The sequence below is a fragment of the Photorhabdus sp. HUG-39 genome, assembly GCF_963878365.1.
Classification (GTDB): Bacteria; Pseudomonadota; Gammaproteobacteria; order Enterobacterales; family Enterobacteriaceae; genus Photorhabdus; species Photorhabdus kayaii.
Genome location: NZ_CAWNWY010000004.1, coordinates 20,408 through 37,090, shown reverse-complemented (window position 1 = coordinate 37,090; position 16,683 = coordinate 20,408). Strand labels below are relative to the sequence as shown.

At 43.2% G+C, this 16,683-nt stretch carries 12 protein-coding genes; 8 read left to right on the top strand and 4 right to left on the bottom strand.

The features are described from left to right. The first annotated feature begins 14 nt into the window (after positions 1-14). From dppB to AAC155_RS04125, 6 genes are all read left to right on the top strand, one after another. Positions 15-1,034 (top strand): dipeptide ABC transporter permease DppB, encoded by a 1,020-nt coding sequence (gene dppB, locus AAC155_RS04150; protein WP_113041153.1) that lies wholly within the window; start codon positions 15-17, stop codon positions 1,032-1,034. A 10-nt stretch (positions 1,035-1,044) separates the two neighbouring features. Then, entirely contained in the window at positions 1,045-1,944 is a 900-nt protein-coding gene (gene dppC / locus AAC155_RS04145) for a dipeptide ABC transporter permease DppC (protein WP_046974787.1), read from the top strand. A 12-nt stretch (positions 1,945-1,956) separates the two neighbouring features. Next, complete coding sequence (gene dppD, locus AAC155_RS04140) at positions 1,957-2,937, top strand: dipeptide ABC transporter ATP-binding protein (protein ID WP_113041152.1); 981 nt, start codon at positions 1,957-1,959, stop codon at positions 2,935-2,937. After that, on the top strand, positions 2,934-3,953 hold the full coding sequence (gene dppF / locus AAC155_RS04135) for a dipeptide ABC transporter ATP-binding subunit DppF (protein WP_113041151.1): 1,020 nt from the start codon (positions 2,934-2,936) through the stop codon (positions 3,951-3,953). The genes dppD and dppF overlap by 4 nt, the downstream gene beginning before the upstream one ends. Before the next feature lie 359 nt (positions 3,954-4,312). Beyond that, positions 4,313-5,020, top strand: a complete 708-nt coding sequence (locus AAC155_RS04130) for a HAMP domain-containing protein (protein WP_113041275.1) — start codon at positions 4,313-4,315, stop codon at positions 5,018-5,020. Positions 5,021-5,198: 178 nt separating this feature from the next. Next, on the top strand, positions 5,199-6,689 hold the full coding sequence (locus tag AAC155_RS04125; protein ID WP_113041150.1) for an insulinase family protein: 1,491 nt from the start codon (positions 5,199-5,201) through the stop codon (positions 6,687-6,689). Positions 6,690-6,731: 42 nt separating this feature from the next. On the opposite strand, the gene AAC155_RS04120 is transcribed toward AAC155_RS04125, so the two are convergent. After that, entirely contained in the window at positions 6,732-6,938 is a 207-nt protein-coding gene (locus AAC155_RS04120) for a 2-hydroxymuconate tautomerase family protein (RefSeq protein ID WP_011144704.1), read from the bottom strand. Positions 6,939-6,993: 55 nt separating this feature from the next. Further along, positions 6,994-7,986, bottom strand: coding sequence for an inner membrane protein YhjD (yhjD, locus tag AAC155_RS04115; RefSeq protein WP_113041149.1), 993 nt, complete (start codon positions 7,984-7,986; stop codon positions 6,994-6,996). Positions 7,987-8,168: 182 nt separating this feature from the next. Between yhjD and AAC155_RS04110 the strand changes: the two genes are divergently transcribed. Together AAC155_RS04110 and AAC155_RS04105 are read left to right on the top strand one after the other, a co-directional pair. After that, entirely contained in the window at positions 8,169-8,852 is a 684-nt protein-coding gene (locus tag AAC155_RS04110) for a DUF6973 domain-containing protein (protein ID WP_113041148.1), read from the top strand. Positions 8,853-9,090: 238 nt separating this feature from the next. Then, positions 9,091-9,639 carry a hypothetical protein gene (locus AAC155_RS04105; protein ID WP_113041147.1) on the top strand — a complete coding sequence of 183 codons (549 nt, stop codon included), beginning with the start codon at positions 9,091-9,093 and terminating at the stop codon, positions 9,637-9,639. A 338-nt stretch (positions 9,640-9,977) separates the two neighbouring features. Here the strand turns inward: AAC155_RS04105 and AAC155_RS04100 are convergent, their stop codons facing one another. After that, a complete protein-coding gene (locus tag AAC155_RS04100; protein WP_113041146.1) occupies positions 9,978-14,420 on the bottom strand; it encodes a hemagglutinin repeat-containing protein in 4,443 nt (1,480 codons plus the stop codon). Between the two features lie 65 nt (positions 14,421-14,485). Then, positions 14,486-16,153, bottom strand: a complete 1,668-nt coding sequence (locus tag AAC155_RS04095; protein WP_113041145.1) for a ShlB/FhaC/HecB family hemolysin secretion/activation protein — start codon at positions 16,151-16,153, stop codon at positions 14,486-14,488. Positions 16,154-16,683 lie beyond the last annotated feature (530 nt).

Genomic DNA, 16,683 nt, shown 5'->3' with positions numbered 1-16,683 from the left:
AGAGAGTTCGGGATATGTTGCAGTTCATACTCCGACGTCTGGGGTTGGTAATCCCAACGTTTATTGGCATTACTTTACTGACTTTTGCTTTTGTCCATATGATCCCCGGCGATCCGGTGACCATTATGGCCGGGGAACGTGGAATATCGGCTGAGCGTTATGCCCAGCTAATGGCCGAAATGGGGTTGGATAAACCACTTTGGCAGCAATACTTTCATTATGTAAGTAATATGTTACATGGTGATCTTGGTATCTCCATGAAAAGTCGTATCTCGGTGTGGGAAGAGTTTGTTCCCCGTTTCCAGGCAACGCTTGAACTGGGGATATGCGCCATGCTGTTCGCTATTTCTGTGGGTATTCCCGTTGGTGTCTTGGCGGCAGTAAAGCGTGGTTCTGTTTTTGATCATACTGCGATAGGACTTTCCCTAACCGGATACTCCATGCCGATCTTTTGGTGGGGGATCATGTTGATCATGCTGGTTTCTGTTCAGTTGGATCTGACACCGGTATCTGGTCGGATAAGCGACAGTGTTTTCCTTGATGACAGCTATCCGCTAACGGGTTTTATGCTAATCGACACACTATTCTGGGGTGAAACCGGTGATTTTAAAGATGCGGTGATGCATATCATTTTGCCTGCCGTTGTCTTGGGGACGATTCCACTGGCGGTGATTGTCCGTATGACCCGATCTTCTATGTTGGAAGTACTAGGTGAAGATTATATCCGTACTGCACGCGCTAAAGGTTTGAGTCGTATTCGTGTGATTGTGGTCCATGGGCTTCGCAATGCATTGCTGCCGGTTGTCACCGTTATCGGCTTGCAGGTGGGCATGATGCTGGCGGGGGCTATCTTGACTGAAACTATTTTCTCTTGGCCGGGGCTTGGACGCTGGCTTATCGATGCCCTTCAACGCCGGGATTATCCGGTGGTGCAGGGAGGCGTATTACTGGTGGCGATCATGATCATCTTGGTTAACCTGATAGTTGACTTGTTATACGGCATCGTTAACCCGCGTATCCGGCATAAGAAATAGGGAGCACATTATGTCTCAAGTGACTGAGCCTGCAAACAGTGCGCCTAAGATTATGACGCCGATGCAGGAGTTCTGGTATTACTTTAAGCGCAATAAGGGGGCCGTTGCTGGCTTGGTTTATATTGTGCTGATGTTGTTGGTTGCTCTGCTGGCTGGGGTGCTTGCCCCACACGGTGCGGCTGAACAGTTCCGCGATTCTTTGCTGACGCCACCGGCATGGCAGGAAGGGGGAAGTTGGCAGTTTATTCTGGGTACTGATGATGTTGGGCGTGATTTACTTTCACGTCTGATGTACGGCGCTCGGCTTTCATTGCTGGTAGGTTGTCTGGTGGTGGTGCTATCCCTGTTGATGGGGGTTGTTCTGGGAGTGCTGGCGGGTTATTTCGGTGGTGTGGTGGATATTATCATCATGCGTATCGTTGATATTATGCTGGCATTGCCAAGCCTGTTGCTGGCTTTGGTGCTGGTGGCGATATTTGGGCCATCCATTGTCAATGCTTCACTGGCGTTGACCTTTGTGTCTCTGCCACATTACATCCGTTTAACTCGCGCTGCGGTGTTGGTAGAAGTTAACCGTGACTATGTGACGGCTTCACAGGTGGCGGGAGCGGGTTCCATGCGCCAGATGTTTATCAATATCCTGCCTAACTGTCTGGCGCCACTGATTGTGCAGGCTTCTCTGGGTTTTTCTAATGCCATTCTTGATATGGCTGCTTTGGGTTTTCTGGGGATGGGGGCGCAGCCACCCACGCCGGAATGGGGAACAATGCTGTCTGATGTATTGCAGTTTGCACAAAGTGCCTGGTGGGTAGTGACGTTCCCCGGGGTGGCGATTCTGCTGACAGTGTTGGCGTTTAACCTGATGGGTGACGGTTTGCGTGATGCACTTGATCCTAAACTCAAGCAGTAGTGAGGTGGCGAAATGGCACTGTTAAATGTAGAAAAATTATCGGTTCACTTCGGAGACGAAGAAGCACCATTCCGCGCTGTTGATCGCATCAGTTACCGGGTGGAGCAAGGGCAGGTGGTCGGGATTGTTGGAGAATCGGGTTCAGGTAAATCGGTTAGTTCATTGGCTGTAATGGGATTGATTGATTATCCGGGTAGAGTGATGGCTGACAAGCTGGAATTTAACCAGCGTGATTTGACCAAAATTTCCGAACAAGAACGTCGCCAACTGGTTGGTGCGGAAGTGGCAATGATCTTCCAAGATCCGATGACCAGCTTGAATCCCTGTTATACCGTTGGGTTTCAGATTATGGAAGCGCTGAAAGTGCATCAAGGTGGCAATCGTCGTACTCGCCGCCAGCGGGCAATTGATCTATTGACTTTGGTCGGTATCCCTGATCCTGCATCGCGTCTGGATGTGTATCCGCACCAATTATCGGGTGGTATGAGTCAACGGGTCATGATCGCAATGGCGATTGCTTGCCGGCCAAAATTACTGATTGCTGATGAACCGACAACCGCTTTAGATGTCACCATTCAGGCGCAGGTTATTGAACTGTTGTTGGAGTTGCAACAACGGGAAAATATGGCGCTAATATTAATCACCCATGACCTGGCATTGGTTGCAGAGGCCGCTCATCACATTATTGTGATGTATGCCGGGCAGGTGGTGGAATCCGCCAAGGCATCGGAAATCTTCCGGGCACCACGTCATCCGTATACTCAGGCGTTGCTCCGGGCATTACCTGAATTTGCTACGGATAAATCCCGTCTTGCTTCTTTACCGGGTGTTGTGCCGGGGAAATATGACCGGCCTATCGGGTGTTTACTGAATCCACGTTGTCCATATGCAAATGACCATTGTCGTCAGGTGGAACCAGAATTAAGAACGGTAGGAGAACGTCAGGTGAAATGCCATATACCGTTGGATGATGTGGGGAGGCCGACAGTATGAGTGAGTATCTTTATCCGGCGCAGCAAATATCCACTGTGCCGTTATTAAAAGCGACAGATCTGAAAAAATATTATCCGATTAAAGGGGGACTCTTTTCACCGGCTAGAACGGTAAAAGCGTTGGATGGGGTCTCTTTCGAATTGGAAAAGGGAAAAACGCTGGCAGTTGTTGGTGAATCGGGGTGTGGTAAATCCACGCTGGGGCGATTGCTGACGATGATTGAAAAGCCAACCGACGGGGAGCTTTATTATCAGGGGCAAGATCTGCTGGTGCCCAATAAAGATTCTGAAAAGCTACGTCGTCAGAAAATCCAGATTGTGTTTCAGAATCCTTATGGTTCACTTAATCCGCGTAAGAAAGTTGGGCAGATCCTGGAGGAACCTCTGCGGATCAATACCAAGTTGAACGCACAGGAACGTAAAGAGAAAGTGTTGCAGATGATGGAAAAAGTGGGGCTAAAAACCGAACACTACAGCCGTTATCCGCACATGTTCTCCGGTGGTCAACGCCAACGGATTGCGATTGCTCGTGGCCTAATGTTGGACCCGGATGTGATGATTGCGGATGAACCGGTTTCTGCGTTGGATGTTTCGGTGCGGGCACAGGTGTTGAATCTGATGATGGACTTACAACAAGAGTTGGGGCTCTCTTATGTCTTTATTTCCCATGACTTGTCTGTGGTTGAACATATCGCTGATGAAGTGATGGTGATGTACCTTGGTCGTTGTGTGGAAAAAGGCCGTAAGGAGATGATTTTCAGTCATCCACGTCACCCCTATACACAGGCGTTATTATCAGCAACGCCAAGGCTGAATCCTGAATTACGCCGTGAACGGATAAAATTGACCGGCGAATTACCAAGCCCAATGAATCCACCGCCCGGTTGTGCATTTGCCGCTCGTTGTCGTCGGGCACTTAGCATTTGTACTCAGTTTCAGCCAAAATTGAATCAATATGGTGATCAACTGATCGCCTGTTTTGCGGTCGATCAGGATGAAAATGTTACGGTGGAATAATTGCTTGGCAATTATACCCTATGGATTTCAAGATGAATCGCGGCGGCAAGGGAGTGAATCCCCGGGAGCATAGCAAACTATGTGACCGGGGTGAGCGAGCGCAGCCAACAAAGAGGCAACTTGAAAGATGACGGGTATATTCAATAAAACATCTTTGGTGATATTGGGTTAGTCATTATCACCATTTAAATATTTACTTATATTTCTGATGGCCATTGATTGCTACCAAAGGCAATTATTTCAGAAAAATAACGACTTGGATAAGTGAAACGGGATCGCTAGCGATAAAATCAAGTATACTCAATTCCATTGATCACGTGTTATAACTGCGATATCCACAGGCATTGGTTTAAGTGAAAATGAAATTGCGCGTCAAACGTTCGTTAACCATTAAACAGATGGCCGCAGTGACCGGCGTCACGCTGGTGACCATTGCTATTTTTATTACGATCCAATTGTGTCATTTTATACAGCAACGTAAAGATGATTATGTCAGCCAGCTTAATAATGCGGCAGTTCAGGTACAGGCACCTTTAACGGAAGCACTACTTAATTCCGATCTCAGTAAAGCAAAAGAGTTGCTGATAGGGCTGCGCACTGTCGGTATTTTAGGACGTGCGGATGTGGTGTTACCGGAGGATATCCGGGTGATACGATTGAGCTTTGCTACCCATCGCTCAATCCCCGAACTGGCTAAACGCGTTTTTGGGATCCCTGTGGAAGTGAGTATTCCTCTTCATGTTTATGGTTCAGTATCGACAGATGCTAAACCGCTAGGGCATCTGATTTTGCAAGTGGATTCCAACCGAGTATATCGTTTTGTCATTAATACGTTGGCACTGATGCTGACAACTTATTTATTACTGGCCCTTATCCTTACGGTGTCGATAAGCTGGTGTATCAACCGGATTATTGTGCACCCATTACGAGACATTGCGCAGAATCTTAATAACGATCAACTATCAGAGCCAATGGCTTGCCCTAAATACCATCAGGATGATGAACTGGGTATGCTGATCAGGGGATATAATCGTCAATTTAATAAGCATAAACCTCCGTCATCATGAAACCATTCATGGCGGTTTGAGGTCTAATCCTCAGTTATAATCCTGACAGGATTTCGCCTGCTAAAATTCAGGTTTTTGCTTTTTCTACCGTTATTATTGGTCGAAGGGAACATATTCTGTCATCAATGGTTAAACCTTCGAAGGCTAAAACCAAGGATAGACATTTATAGGGGTTCACATGCAGGGTACGAAAATTCGTTATTTTATTGGTGGGATAATGCTGGCAGTTGCGGGCCAGACGCAGGCAGAAGCCTTGCAGCCTGACCCTGCCTGGAAACAAGGTAAATTGGAAAACGGTTTTAACTGGCAAATTTTGCAGACGCCACAACGTCCTAACGACAGAATACAGTTGCGCCTGGTCGTGAAAACAGGGTCACTGGCGGAGAAAACCCAACAAACGGGTTATACCTGGTTGATTCCGAAAGTCGTGCTTTTTAGTAGCAAAAGTTTATCTTCCACCAAATTAGAGCAGTTATGGAACAGTGCTATTGATCCAAAATACCCACTGCCTCCAGCTATTGTTTCATATGATTTCACACTCTATAGCTTGAGCTTGCCACATAATCGGCCTGAACTACTAAAAGACGCGTTGAACTGGTTGGCTGATGCAGCGGGCAAAGCGGTATTTACACCTGAGACTCTACAACATGCCATGAAAATGGCTGATACATCCGTTGCAACCTATCCACCCGATATACAAGATCCCGTGTGGCGTAGACGTTTGAAAGGTTCAACGCTGTTAGGGCACGATCCGGCACAAAACGCGCTTCAACCTATTGATTTGGAGAAGCTTAAGCAGTTTTACCGGCAGTGGTATACCCCTGACATGATGACGTTATACGTTGCGGGACATGTAGATAGCCGTACTCTGCCGGAAAATATCAATCTAGCGTTTTCATCATTGAAAGGTAAACGCCATACTCCGGCCACCATTGCCGCGTTGTCGCCAATGAAACCGGAGACCATAGGGATTATCAGCGATAAAAAGAAAGAAGATACTTTATCCTTGATTTGGGATCTCAATTGGCAGCCGATTAATGATTCGCATGTGCTTAATCACTATTGGATTAGTGATATTACCCGCGAGGCACTTTATCGCTATCTGCAACTTGGGCTGGAAAGAAAAAATGATAAAGCGTTGAAATTGGGGCTAGATTGTAAAGTCCAGTATCATCGTGCGAGTTGTGCCCTGAATCTCAACACGGCAGCCGGTAATTTAAAACCTGCAATGGAGTATCTGGCGGCTGAATTGGCCACACTACGCGATAAAGGATTGCCGAAGGGACAATTTGATGAGCTATATGCGCAAAAACAAGCACAACTCGGCCAGTTGTTTGCCATGTATGGTCATACCAGTACGGATATTCTGATTAATCAGCGTCTTTTGTCCCAACAGAGCAATGTGGTGGATATCGCCCCTGAGCAGTATCAGCGTTTGAGGCAAGCATTTTTAGCTTCCTTGACCCCTGAAATGCTTAATCGTGAGTTGAAGCAGATCCTTTCACAAGAGGTTGCATTTATTCTGATCCAACCGGAAGGGGAAGCGGAGATAGATGTCGACCAGTTAAGAAACAGCTTTAATCAGATTATGCCGCTGACACCACATAAGGATAAGGTTGATATTCCGGCACAACCACCGATATCTAAGCCTGAGGCAAAAGCTTCTTAGGCAACAAAAAGGGCGGACAATACCGCCCTTCATCATTGGAGGCTACTTTTTAGCCTCAGCTCTAAGTTCAGTCACATTCTTACCGCCGATTCCCCAATTATCAGTATCGACTTCATCAATAATGACAAAAGTTGTCGCCGGATTTTTTCCCAATACATCGGCCAGTAACTGAGTAGCACCTTCAATTAATTGCTTCTTTTGTTCTGCTGTAGCACCTTCACGGGTAATTCTGATATTAACAAACGGCATAAACAGCTCCTTATTCATCGGGTTATTATTAGCAGATCGCTCTGCCTGGGCACATTTATTCGGTATTTTTATGATTATTATCCGCGGTGGCTATCCAGGCAGCGCAGAATAGCGTTAAGCGGGCAAAGAGGTAGAAAAATGTCATCAGGCCGATAACAGAACCAAATGCGGCACCAGAGGGAGAATTAGCGAGGCGTGGTAACGTCATGGTCATAATATATTTGATCACTTCAAAGCCTATCGCTGCCATCAATGTTCCTTTCAATAGCGCTTTACGTTCTGGCTGGTGGCGTGGTAACACCCAGAATAGCCATAGGAAAAGCAGATAGTTGGCTGAAATAGAGATGGCTAATCCAATCAGGACCCAGGATGGACGTAGCCATTCAATGCCATCTAACCCTAACATCTTAACAATAGTTGCTTGGGCGGAGCCTGCGATAGAGGTCAGTGATAGCGTGATCACCAGCGCTAATAATAGCCCAATCAGAGAAATAGCATCACGAAAATATTTAAAATAGATTTTCTCATTATCTTCTTGATTTCGCACCCAGACAGGATGGAATTGTGCAAGAATGGCCTGACGTAAATTACTGACCCAATTCACACCGGAATACAGCGCAATTGCCAAACCGGTTAATCCCACGGTAGTACGTTGTTTAATTGCCGTATTGACACTATTTTTCAGCGTGTTGGCAAGAGTCGGATCACTAATACTGTTGGCGATACCATTAATCAGTTTTGCCAGCAAATCAGGATTAGAGGCCAGAATAAAACCCGCAATGGCGAAAGAGAGCATCAGGATTGGAATAAGTGATAAGAAGGAAAAATACGTTATTGCCGCGCCAAACTGATTACCCATCCGATCATTAAAACGCAGCGTTGCACGGATAAAGTGAGCGATAATAGGAATATTGCGGATATAATTTCCTACTCTGACCGTCAGGGAAATCGCTTTTTTACCGTGATGAATTCCCTTTTCCAAAGGCGTTTTGGATAACCTTTTCGGCTGATGTTGGGTTGTTTCCTGTTTTTCTGCATACTTTGGCATGTATAGCCTCAAATAGTTACCTTGCTTGAATATGAGTAATCTCATCATGCAATATTTCTACGAGATGATTCCGTTGTCAAATCTAAGTCACTTGTCAAAGTGATATGCCACCAGCCTAACGAGATGAGATTGGGAATAAATATCAAAGAGCTGTTAGGAATTTGTTTTTATATTATCGAGAAATGAAAGCTAAATTAAGTAGAGCACTCACTACAGAAGTCGCTCGATTAAAAAGAATCAAAGAAGATCTTGAAAAATCAAGAATAGAAATTAATGAAGCTATTCATGACGGTCAAAACACGGCAATCCCGCCTTCGGTGAAGCAATTAATTTTTGCCAAGTTGTACCCAAAAGAAGCATTGGAAATTGGCCTTTTCAGTAAGGGTTCGACAAATATCACCACTAATGCAGTGCGTTTTGCAACACAAGGTGATGAGAAAAAAGGGACATTCACTCAACCCAAGGAAATGCAGGGTGAAGGAACGCAGGTGAATGCTTTTCGACATACGATTTGGCAGGCGACTCTGGCAGCCAGATATGGGGAGAAAATTGCTAAACATGCAGGTGATGCACATGAAGTTGACCCTCGGGTTGATCTGAATATCCGGCAATTTGCAGTTCTCAATGACGCTGATCAAACTATTGATTTACTTAATAACCAAATAGGCCGTCATATTGGGTTGAATTCAAATACAACGTCAATGAAAACATTAGCGCTCATTGCATTAGAGAAATTTCATAAAGAAGGGTTGTATGTTGCCGTTAAGAATGCTCATGGCTACGAAGTTGTTAAAGAAAAAATTTCCAATGTACAATACGCTTATATGAAGTCTGTATTTGAAAGCCTTGATGAAAACGGTAAATGAAAAAGTATAACTCATTGAAAAATAATCTATAATAAAAACCTCAGATGAAAATCTGAGGTTTGTGTTAAAAATAGAAAAAATTATTACATATAGTTACTATGTATAAATTATACTATATACATCCTGGCATAAAATACATTCAAAATCCTCGAAAATAATTACTCATAAGTGACGTTTTATTATAATATAAGAAAGAAGTATGAGTGAAAATTAGCTATGCATAAGGGGAAAATTGAAGATGAAATTAATGAATAAAAATTTGTCTATTGTTTTAATCATATTTGCTATTTTTGTCTCTGTTTATTTTGTTTTTTTCAAAAAATGGGATGTTAGAGAGGCCATTGCCGATTTTGCCAATGAACATTGCAAAATAAATCAGGAATGCTTAATTGATTTAAATGAAATAACACCATTTCATTGGGATCGTGCCTATATCTTTTCTACAGGAACTCGTCCTAAATCTATAGAAAAGGCGATTGGTATGCATTATCAATTTATTGATGTCGGGGTAAAATTTATTTTTATCAAAAACAAAAAAATCGTTTATTCTGAAGAATATTTTCCTTATCCTGATTATCGTGACAAAAATCAAATTGTACCTAATTTTGCCAGTTTACTATATCCAGAGAGTAATTACCCTGAATATTATTTTTTAACAAAAGAAAACAGTCAACTGTTTATAAAAAGATATCATGGCACATCGAACAAACGTAAGCGTAATATGTTCTATGAGATATCTCCCTCAAATGAAAATCAATCTGAAAGAAACAACTCATATAGGAAGTAGTCGCTTATTTTTATAGAGAATATTGTTGGAAGTGTAAGGTGTCACGGTTTTGCTTTACAGTTAGCTGGCATTTATGATGGTTTAAAAGACATGTTAGCTCTACTATAGTATGAAAGTGGAAAAATATAGAGCCCTTTATGCTAACCTGTGACTTATAGTAGTTTTTAAGTTCTAAATTTCGTTTGTAAATTTTAAACATAATTATATTCCCAAGTCATTTATTAATTTTTTGATATTATGAAAAAGCATTAATATTGTCAATTGGAATTATTGAAATATTCAATATAGGTAGCAATAAAAAGATCCCTCATTTGAAGGATCTTTTATAAAAGAACAAATTAATCAGATTTACGATTAATTATTTCGCCATTAGTTGTACTACTTTCGGTTTCATTACTATAAGTTTTCACCAAAGGTATTTTGCCGGACAATACACCTTCCTGAACTGCTTTAACTATTCCGCTAACAGAATCAGGTAATGCAACATTGCCACCTTTACTATTGTCATAGCCGGTAACAGATTGTTGCTCCACATTTTGGGTATTAAGAATGACATTACCTTGCACATTGCCAATCTGCCCGCCAATCAGATGAGTATTTCCTGTTACATCTAAATTAACCCCTTGATTACCGGAAATAGCCGATTGTTCGCCGACATTTTCTCGATCTTTAATATCGACATTGCTCTTAAGTTTACCTGTAACCCCATTAATACCTTTAATATTATTAAGACTATTAAATGCGGAGGTTAATCTTTCCTGCCATCCTTTCGGTTGTGGCTCTTCGGTTGGATTTTTAGTTGGATCATCTGTCAATACCTCATCTTTCGACACATCGTCTTTAGACGAATTATCCTTAGTTGACTCGTCTTTAGGGATATCGTCACTTTTTACTTTGGATTCTTTGGTGTAATTAATACCAGCATCAACACCGGCATTTAACCCATGTTCAGTATCCTTACGGCTTTCAACTCGTAGATCACCACCAATACTGCCTTTTACCTGATCCGCCTCTATTCGTGCTCCGGCAACTGTTGTATCACCGCCGCTGTTGATAACGACATTTTCACCTTTAATATGGCTATTACGTTGGGTTGTTGCTTGCAGGCGATCAATCCCTACTTTGACTTCCCCGCCAAGGCTCTGTTTTGCGGTGGTGGTTGTACTGTCATCTTCCGCTTTCTTAATCGAGCTTGCATTACCTCCATTGCCTTTCAGGTTAAATTCCCAACTATCGTTGTTAATGCGATCCTGAGCGGATACCAGTTCAACATTACCTTGTTTAGCGTTCAAGTCGATTTGCTTACCGGTCACTTGAACACCTTGCAACGTCAAGTTATTGCCTGCACTCAGGTTGACACCTTGCTTACCGCCAATTTCACTTACCTGAGCTGTGGTACTATTTTTGCTATCTGTGTTGTAACCGCCGCCAAGACCGATATGAACATTCTTGCCCTCTGGCGAGTTTCCCCCTTTAGCAGATGCTTCTCCGTTATAACCGGTTGCTGTTTTCGTCGTGCTATTGGTGGCATTATCAAAATGGATATCACCTTTAGCATCTATATTAGCTTTACCAGAGCCAGCATTCAGAGATGTGCCTTGATATTCAGTATCCCTTTCGACGCGGATATTAATGTCATCCGCAGCGGTAATCCGGCTAGTGACTGCTGTGGTAGTCGCAGTATGGCTGCTTTGTGTGCCGCCTTTGCCTTTACCATTACCGGAGATATCTTCACCGGTGGTGGTATAAACACGTAGGTCAGCATTGCCGCGGGTTTCACTGTGGCTGCTTTCGTGGTGATTCTGTGCTGCTTTACTGTTATGGCTACCGGCAGTCAGTGTAACGTTACCTTTATCAGCACGATATTGAGTACCCTGATCATACAGCTCGCCATTGGTTCTGATAACAACATTGCCGGCCTGAACAGAGGTTACAACCGCTTCGGACTTTTTGTTTGCAGTCTGGATACTACTGCCGTTGGCGGCAATATCCGCCCCGAAATTAGGTGTGCCTTTTTTGGTTAAAGTGCCATCCAGCGCAGATTTAGCCGGTTCTTTAACCACTTTCTCAATCGGGCGAGTAACAGCGCTATAATCGACATTGACACCAATATCCGCGCCAACCTGTAGTTTATGGTTGGCATTTGATGTCGTATTCGATACGGCCAGATTGCTGACTTTGCCCGCCTCAACGGTATAAGTGCCATTGACTTCATGCTTTGTCCCTTCCTGAACCAATTCACCGTTGGTTGTAATATTCAAATCACCTGCGATCTGCGAACCGGAAACAACGGCAGTCGTACTGGTATGATTGTTGTTGTTACTTTCATAACTACCATGAATACCAGAACCGACTTTATCGATTCCTCCAGTAAGATAGGCGCCAACGTACTTTTTACTCTGAGATTTCTCTTCGGATTTTTTATTATCCGCGGCTAACAGATGAACATTCGCGCCGGTGATCTTCGCATCACCTGTAGTCGTCACCAGATTAGAACCACTCAGGGTGACATCTTTATCAGCATCGATAGTCATGCTACCTCCACTCAACGTGGAAGCTTGCTGTGTTATCGTCTGATTTTTTTGACTGTTACTGGTATGTTCAATGCCTATTCCGGCACGATACTGTTTATCCCCCTTTGGTTGGAAGTGGCTTTGCGGCTCCAGAGAAGTGCTTTGTTTATCAGCCTGTTTCTGTTCGCCATAAGAGAGCACGTTGATATTACCGGATGTGTTCAGGCTAAGCGCGCCGGTACTTTGCACCTGACTGCCAATAATATTGATATCTTCATCACTGAGTAATTTGAGCTCTGCTTCAGAAACCAATTCGCTGCCATGAGATTTCTGTTGCTGGCGATTGGTTCTTTTTGAGCTATTAGTGATGTTAAGTACTGTGCCCGTTCGCTCATCAACTTTGTGATTGATATGACTGACCGCATTATCGATGGTTAATTCGCCACTATTAGCATTTACAAAAGCACCTTGGACCGCCTTCACTTTGCTGCCGGTAATGGCGATACCCTCATAGCCTGACAGCAATAAACGCCCATTGGCTGTCAATTCAGATGCATGGTTGGTTTCTTTTAACTCACTGTTGTCTTTATTCCCACCGCCGCCGAGACCTCCCCAGTATTTTTTATCATCACGTATAGCCCGGCTATCAGCCGTTTTCTGAACATCGATTTGCAGTTGTTTACCAGCTTCTAATGTCAGATTTTGACCTGCATGGACTTTTGCCCCAAGAATTTCAGCACGAGTTCCTGCCTTAATATTAAGATTAGTTCCTGCTTGTAATTCACTGGCAATCAAACGCTCGGTCTGTTTACTCTCTTCCCAACTTCCGGTCTGCAATTTAGCCGTGTGATTTTTTTTGTGACCTGTTTCCGAGCTTTTTTCTGTCTCAGTCAGACCGGCAATTTGAACACCTTTTTTCGCTGTAACCGCTAGCTCACCTTTAGCATCTATTTTGCTGCCAAGGATCTTAACGTCACCTTCCGTCGCATTTAAGCTCGCATTTCCTTTGGCCTGGATATTGTTTCCTGCCTGATGCAGTTTTTCACTTTCCTGAGTGACCTCATGGCGCCAGGAATAACCCTGTTGGTTATTAATATTTTTAGTGGATTGCTTTAATTGCTGCCCATCTAAAGTGAGATTAGCACCACTCAGATTCACATCATCACCTACGATATCCGTGGCTGTAATCCGGTTATGACTATTGGCGACTAATGAAATATTTTTGCCTTCAAGCTTAGTACGAGCGAGTGACTGACTACTTTTACTATCATTGGTATAAGAACCGCTGAAATAGCTTTGGTAATTATTGCTACCATCACGGCTATATGATGATTCGCTGACTTTACCTTTTACCTCAATATCATTACCCAAAAGATCAACATTTCCACCTCGTAGATGTGCTGCTTCTAAATTGAGATTGCCGTGGGAATCAACAATAATCTCATCACTGGCAGTAAGAGTACCTTGTAAATTAACTCCACTGCCTTTTGCAGTATTGAGTAGACGGATACGTCCGGCTTGCATACTCCCCAGATAATAGCTGTCCAGCACACCGGTTAACGTTTGCTGAGAATTAATGACTTCTCCTGTGGCTGAGGTTTTATTTTCACCACTGATCGCATTAATCTCTTTTTGAGCGGTGACTGGGCCCCGGTTGTCAATTTTCGGGGCGATAAGATCAAGGATCGCATTGGCGATTAAACCATCCGATTTAATTTTCAGGCTATTCTGATTATTAAACGTACTGAAACCTTGCAAATTACCTTGTTCTATCAATGGATTACCTACAACCAGAGAAGCGCGGTTAGTATTGATAAAACCACATCCATTACAGGTGATGCCGTTCGGGTTTGCCAGTACATAATCTGCTGCTATACCAAACACTTCCTGTTGACCTAATAACAGGGAAGGGTTCCTGCTGATAACTTCATTCAGAATCAGGCTAGCAGCTTGACCATTCAAATTAGGGTTAGCGGCAAGCTGCCCCGCTAATTGTGATTGCCCCTCCTTAAGCGCATTATTTAGAACGACACCCATCTGGCCGACGTTGTAATCCAGATATTGGTTATGTGACAACCCGGAAGAGGAGGGCGTCACGATATTCACAACCGTTGCTTTACCTTCGGCAGCGAAAATATCGGGATGGTGTGCTGGATCGCCACCACCAACGATTTCACTGGCAAAACTGGTAGAACAAGAGACAAGAATGATTGCCATAGAAGCGGTAAGCTTGCCGGTAGGAGATAACCTGAATTTTTTGTTTTTCATACATTAAGTCTCTATCTATTTAGTTATATTGCTGTGTGTACAGCGTTGGGTACTGCTTAAAAACATCAAAAGGTGTAAGAAAAACGGACTAGCACCTGAATGGGTTCATCAGATGCTCGGCGATTAGAAAGTAACTTTCCTCGACTGGTTTCTAGATCGAATACCATGCTCTGGTATCTCAGTGTGGCGCCAGAACTGATTCCGGCGCTGCTTTGCCAGCCTTGTGGGCTGCGATATCCTTGAACCCGGCCAATATCAATACCGATACGCATTGATAATGTGCTGTTGGCGAGGGGAAACGTCCGGGACAGTGTATTTTGCAGATACCAGCCGTTATCCCCGGATAGTGTATTTTTGCTAAATCCCCGGACTGCATTCCGATCAGTGATATTCAGCCATTCGACGCCGGGCAAACCGCGCTGATTGTATTGCCCATAAAACAGGTTATTGAGCTGATAAGGCGAGTTGAACAGCATAAAACGCTGATGTAGATTGACCATCAACTTGCCTTTGGTGAACTGCTTATCGAGATAGGCGGTTCCGGTTTGTGCTCCAAACCAAGGCAAACCCTGTTCAACACTCAGATTGAGCGTGATTAATCCGGTTGGAATGATATGTAAATGATTAACACCGAGTTCAAAGACACTCAATGTTTGGCTACTGACACCAATCTTGGCATCGTTAAAGTAATTATTGTAATTCTTGTAAGTTAATTGCCCGCTGACACTATTAATCTGAGATTGATTACGATAGAAGGCAAAATCGGAACGCATGCCGATTTGCTGAGTATCACCATAAATCTTTATCGTTCTCATTTTTAAATGGGGATGGCTGGCATATTGGGAATAACTACCAAACCCACTGAATGTTGCTGCGCCATAGGGCACTGAATAAAGCAGAGTATAAGCACGGCTATACCGGTTGGATGGGCTATCTAACGTACTACTGGCATTCAGACTGATGAAATCGGATAAACCAAATGGGCTGTCAAAACTGACATTTGTGCGGACCAGCCATTTCCCAGTGCTCTTTTGCCCATAATTATCAGTTTTGATATTCAATAACCCAGGCTTACTGCGCTGATTATGTAATTTAATCACCGAACCACCATTCACCGCTCCCGGTAAAATATCTAGGGTGGTTTTATTGGACTGTAGCCGGTTAGCCTGATCTAAACCCTGATCGAGTTGTGTAATATTGAGTGGTTGTTTTTCCAGACCGGGAAATAACATCCTACTATTCACCCAGCGATCACCGCCTTCGATTTTTTCAATAAACCCTTCGATAACATTTAGCCCTAACTCTCCATCGGTATTAGGCGCAATAAACTGAACACGGGCGGTGATATAGCCTTTACTGATATAAAGATGAGTCAGTTCATGGCTGAGCCGATTGATATCATGACTACTGATACACGCCGGGGACAAAGCGCTGAGCGTACTTAAATCCCGAACAGAGAGCAGGGAGATCCCTTTAAGGTAAACACCGGTTAATGGCAGACATTGCTTAGATTCCGGCAAAACTGGCGCAGGAGTTGACTCAGAGACTGTATTAGCCTGCTGCTTTAGTTGCTGATATCGGCGTTGTTCTATCAGCTGGTTAATTTCCCTGGAACTATCTTGCAGAGTCCTTCTAGCCTCAGTCATTGGCAGATTATCATTTATCTCTGCCGGTGAGGCGATTATCTGAAAGGAAATACAACCTAATATGAGAATAGATATTCTTTTTATCATTAATTCACCGATAAGGATGATATTTTATGCCATAAAACATAAATATAGGGTGATAGCCTGATAGTAATGACATACATATTGGCTAATTTATTCGTTATTAAAGCACACTATTGGTTATATCTTGCTCTGATTAACGAGTGGCGTTTCTTTTATATCTCGATTTTCTATTAGAAATTTTAATTAGTTGGTTATTCGGATAATAATGAGTTAATAAGAGCCATGATTTTATTGCTTATTAATGAATTAACTTAAGTGGAATAAGTAACGGGTGGTGTTTTAAAAAAATAGATAAGGCTGTACTAGGAAGATTTTTAAATAAAGAAAAACTTAATCTAAGAAAGTAATAATAAGCTAAATTTTAATTTGCTGTTATTTAGCTTGATAGACGATAATGTCAGATGTAATAGTTCTTGTAAGTTATTTTAGCTAAACAAATAGATAATAGAAAGAATATCCTCTGAATTGATGACAGAATAATTGTCGGAAGATTGTTGAATTTATGGTGAGGAATAGAGTTTACCTGGATGTTA

Excerpts from the sequence above, each read along its gene's own strand:
- dppB (WP_113041153.1), top strand. The coding sequence starts at position 15 with ATGTTGCAGTTCATACTCCGACGTCTGGGGTTGGTAATCCCAACGTTT.
- dppC (WP_046974787.1), top strand. The coding sequence starts at position 1,045 with ATGTCTCAAGTGACTGAGCCTGCAAACAGTGCGCCTAAGATTATGACG.
- dppD (WP_113041152.1), top strand. The coding sequence starts at position 1,957 with ATGGCACTGTTAAATGTAGAAAAATTATCGGTTCACTTCGGAGACGAA.
- dppF (WP_113041151.1), top strand. The coding sequence starts at position 2,934 with ATGAGTGAGTATCTTTATCCGGCGCAGCAAATATCCACTGTGCCGTTA.
- AAC155_RS04130 (WP_113041275.1), top strand. The coding sequence starts at position 4,313 with ATGAAATTGCGCGTCAAACGTTCGTTAACCATTAAACAGATGGCCGCA.
- AAC155_RS04125 (WP_113041150.1), top strand. The coding sequence starts at position 5,199 with ATGCAGGGTACGAAAATTCGTTATTTTATTGGTGGGATAATGCTGGCA.
- AAC155_RS04120 (WP_011144704.1), bottom strand. The coding sequence starts at position 6,938 with ATGCCGTTTGTTAATATCAGAATTACCCGTGAAGGTGCTACAGCAGAA.
- yhjD (WP_113041149.1), bottom strand. The coding sequence starts at position 7,986 with ATGCCAAAGTATGCAGAAAAACAGGAAACAACCCAACATCAGCCGAAA.
- AAC155_RS04110 (WP_113041148.1), top strand. The coding sequence starts at position 8,169 with ATGAAAGCTAAATTAAGTAGAGCACTCACTACAGAAGTCGCTCGATTA.
- AAC155_RS04105 (WP_113041147.1), top strand. The coding sequence starts at position 9,091 with ATGAAATTAATGAATAAAAATTTGTCTATTGTTTTAATCATATTTGCT.
- AAC155_RS04100 (WP_113041146.1), bottom strand. The coding sequence starts at position 14,420 with ATGAAAAACAAAAAATTCAGGTTATCTCCTACCGGCAAGCTTACCGCT.
- AAC155_RS04095 (WP_113041145.1), bottom strand. The coding sequence starts at position 16,153 with ATGATAAAAAGAATATCTATTCTCATATTAGGTTGTATTTCCTTTCAG.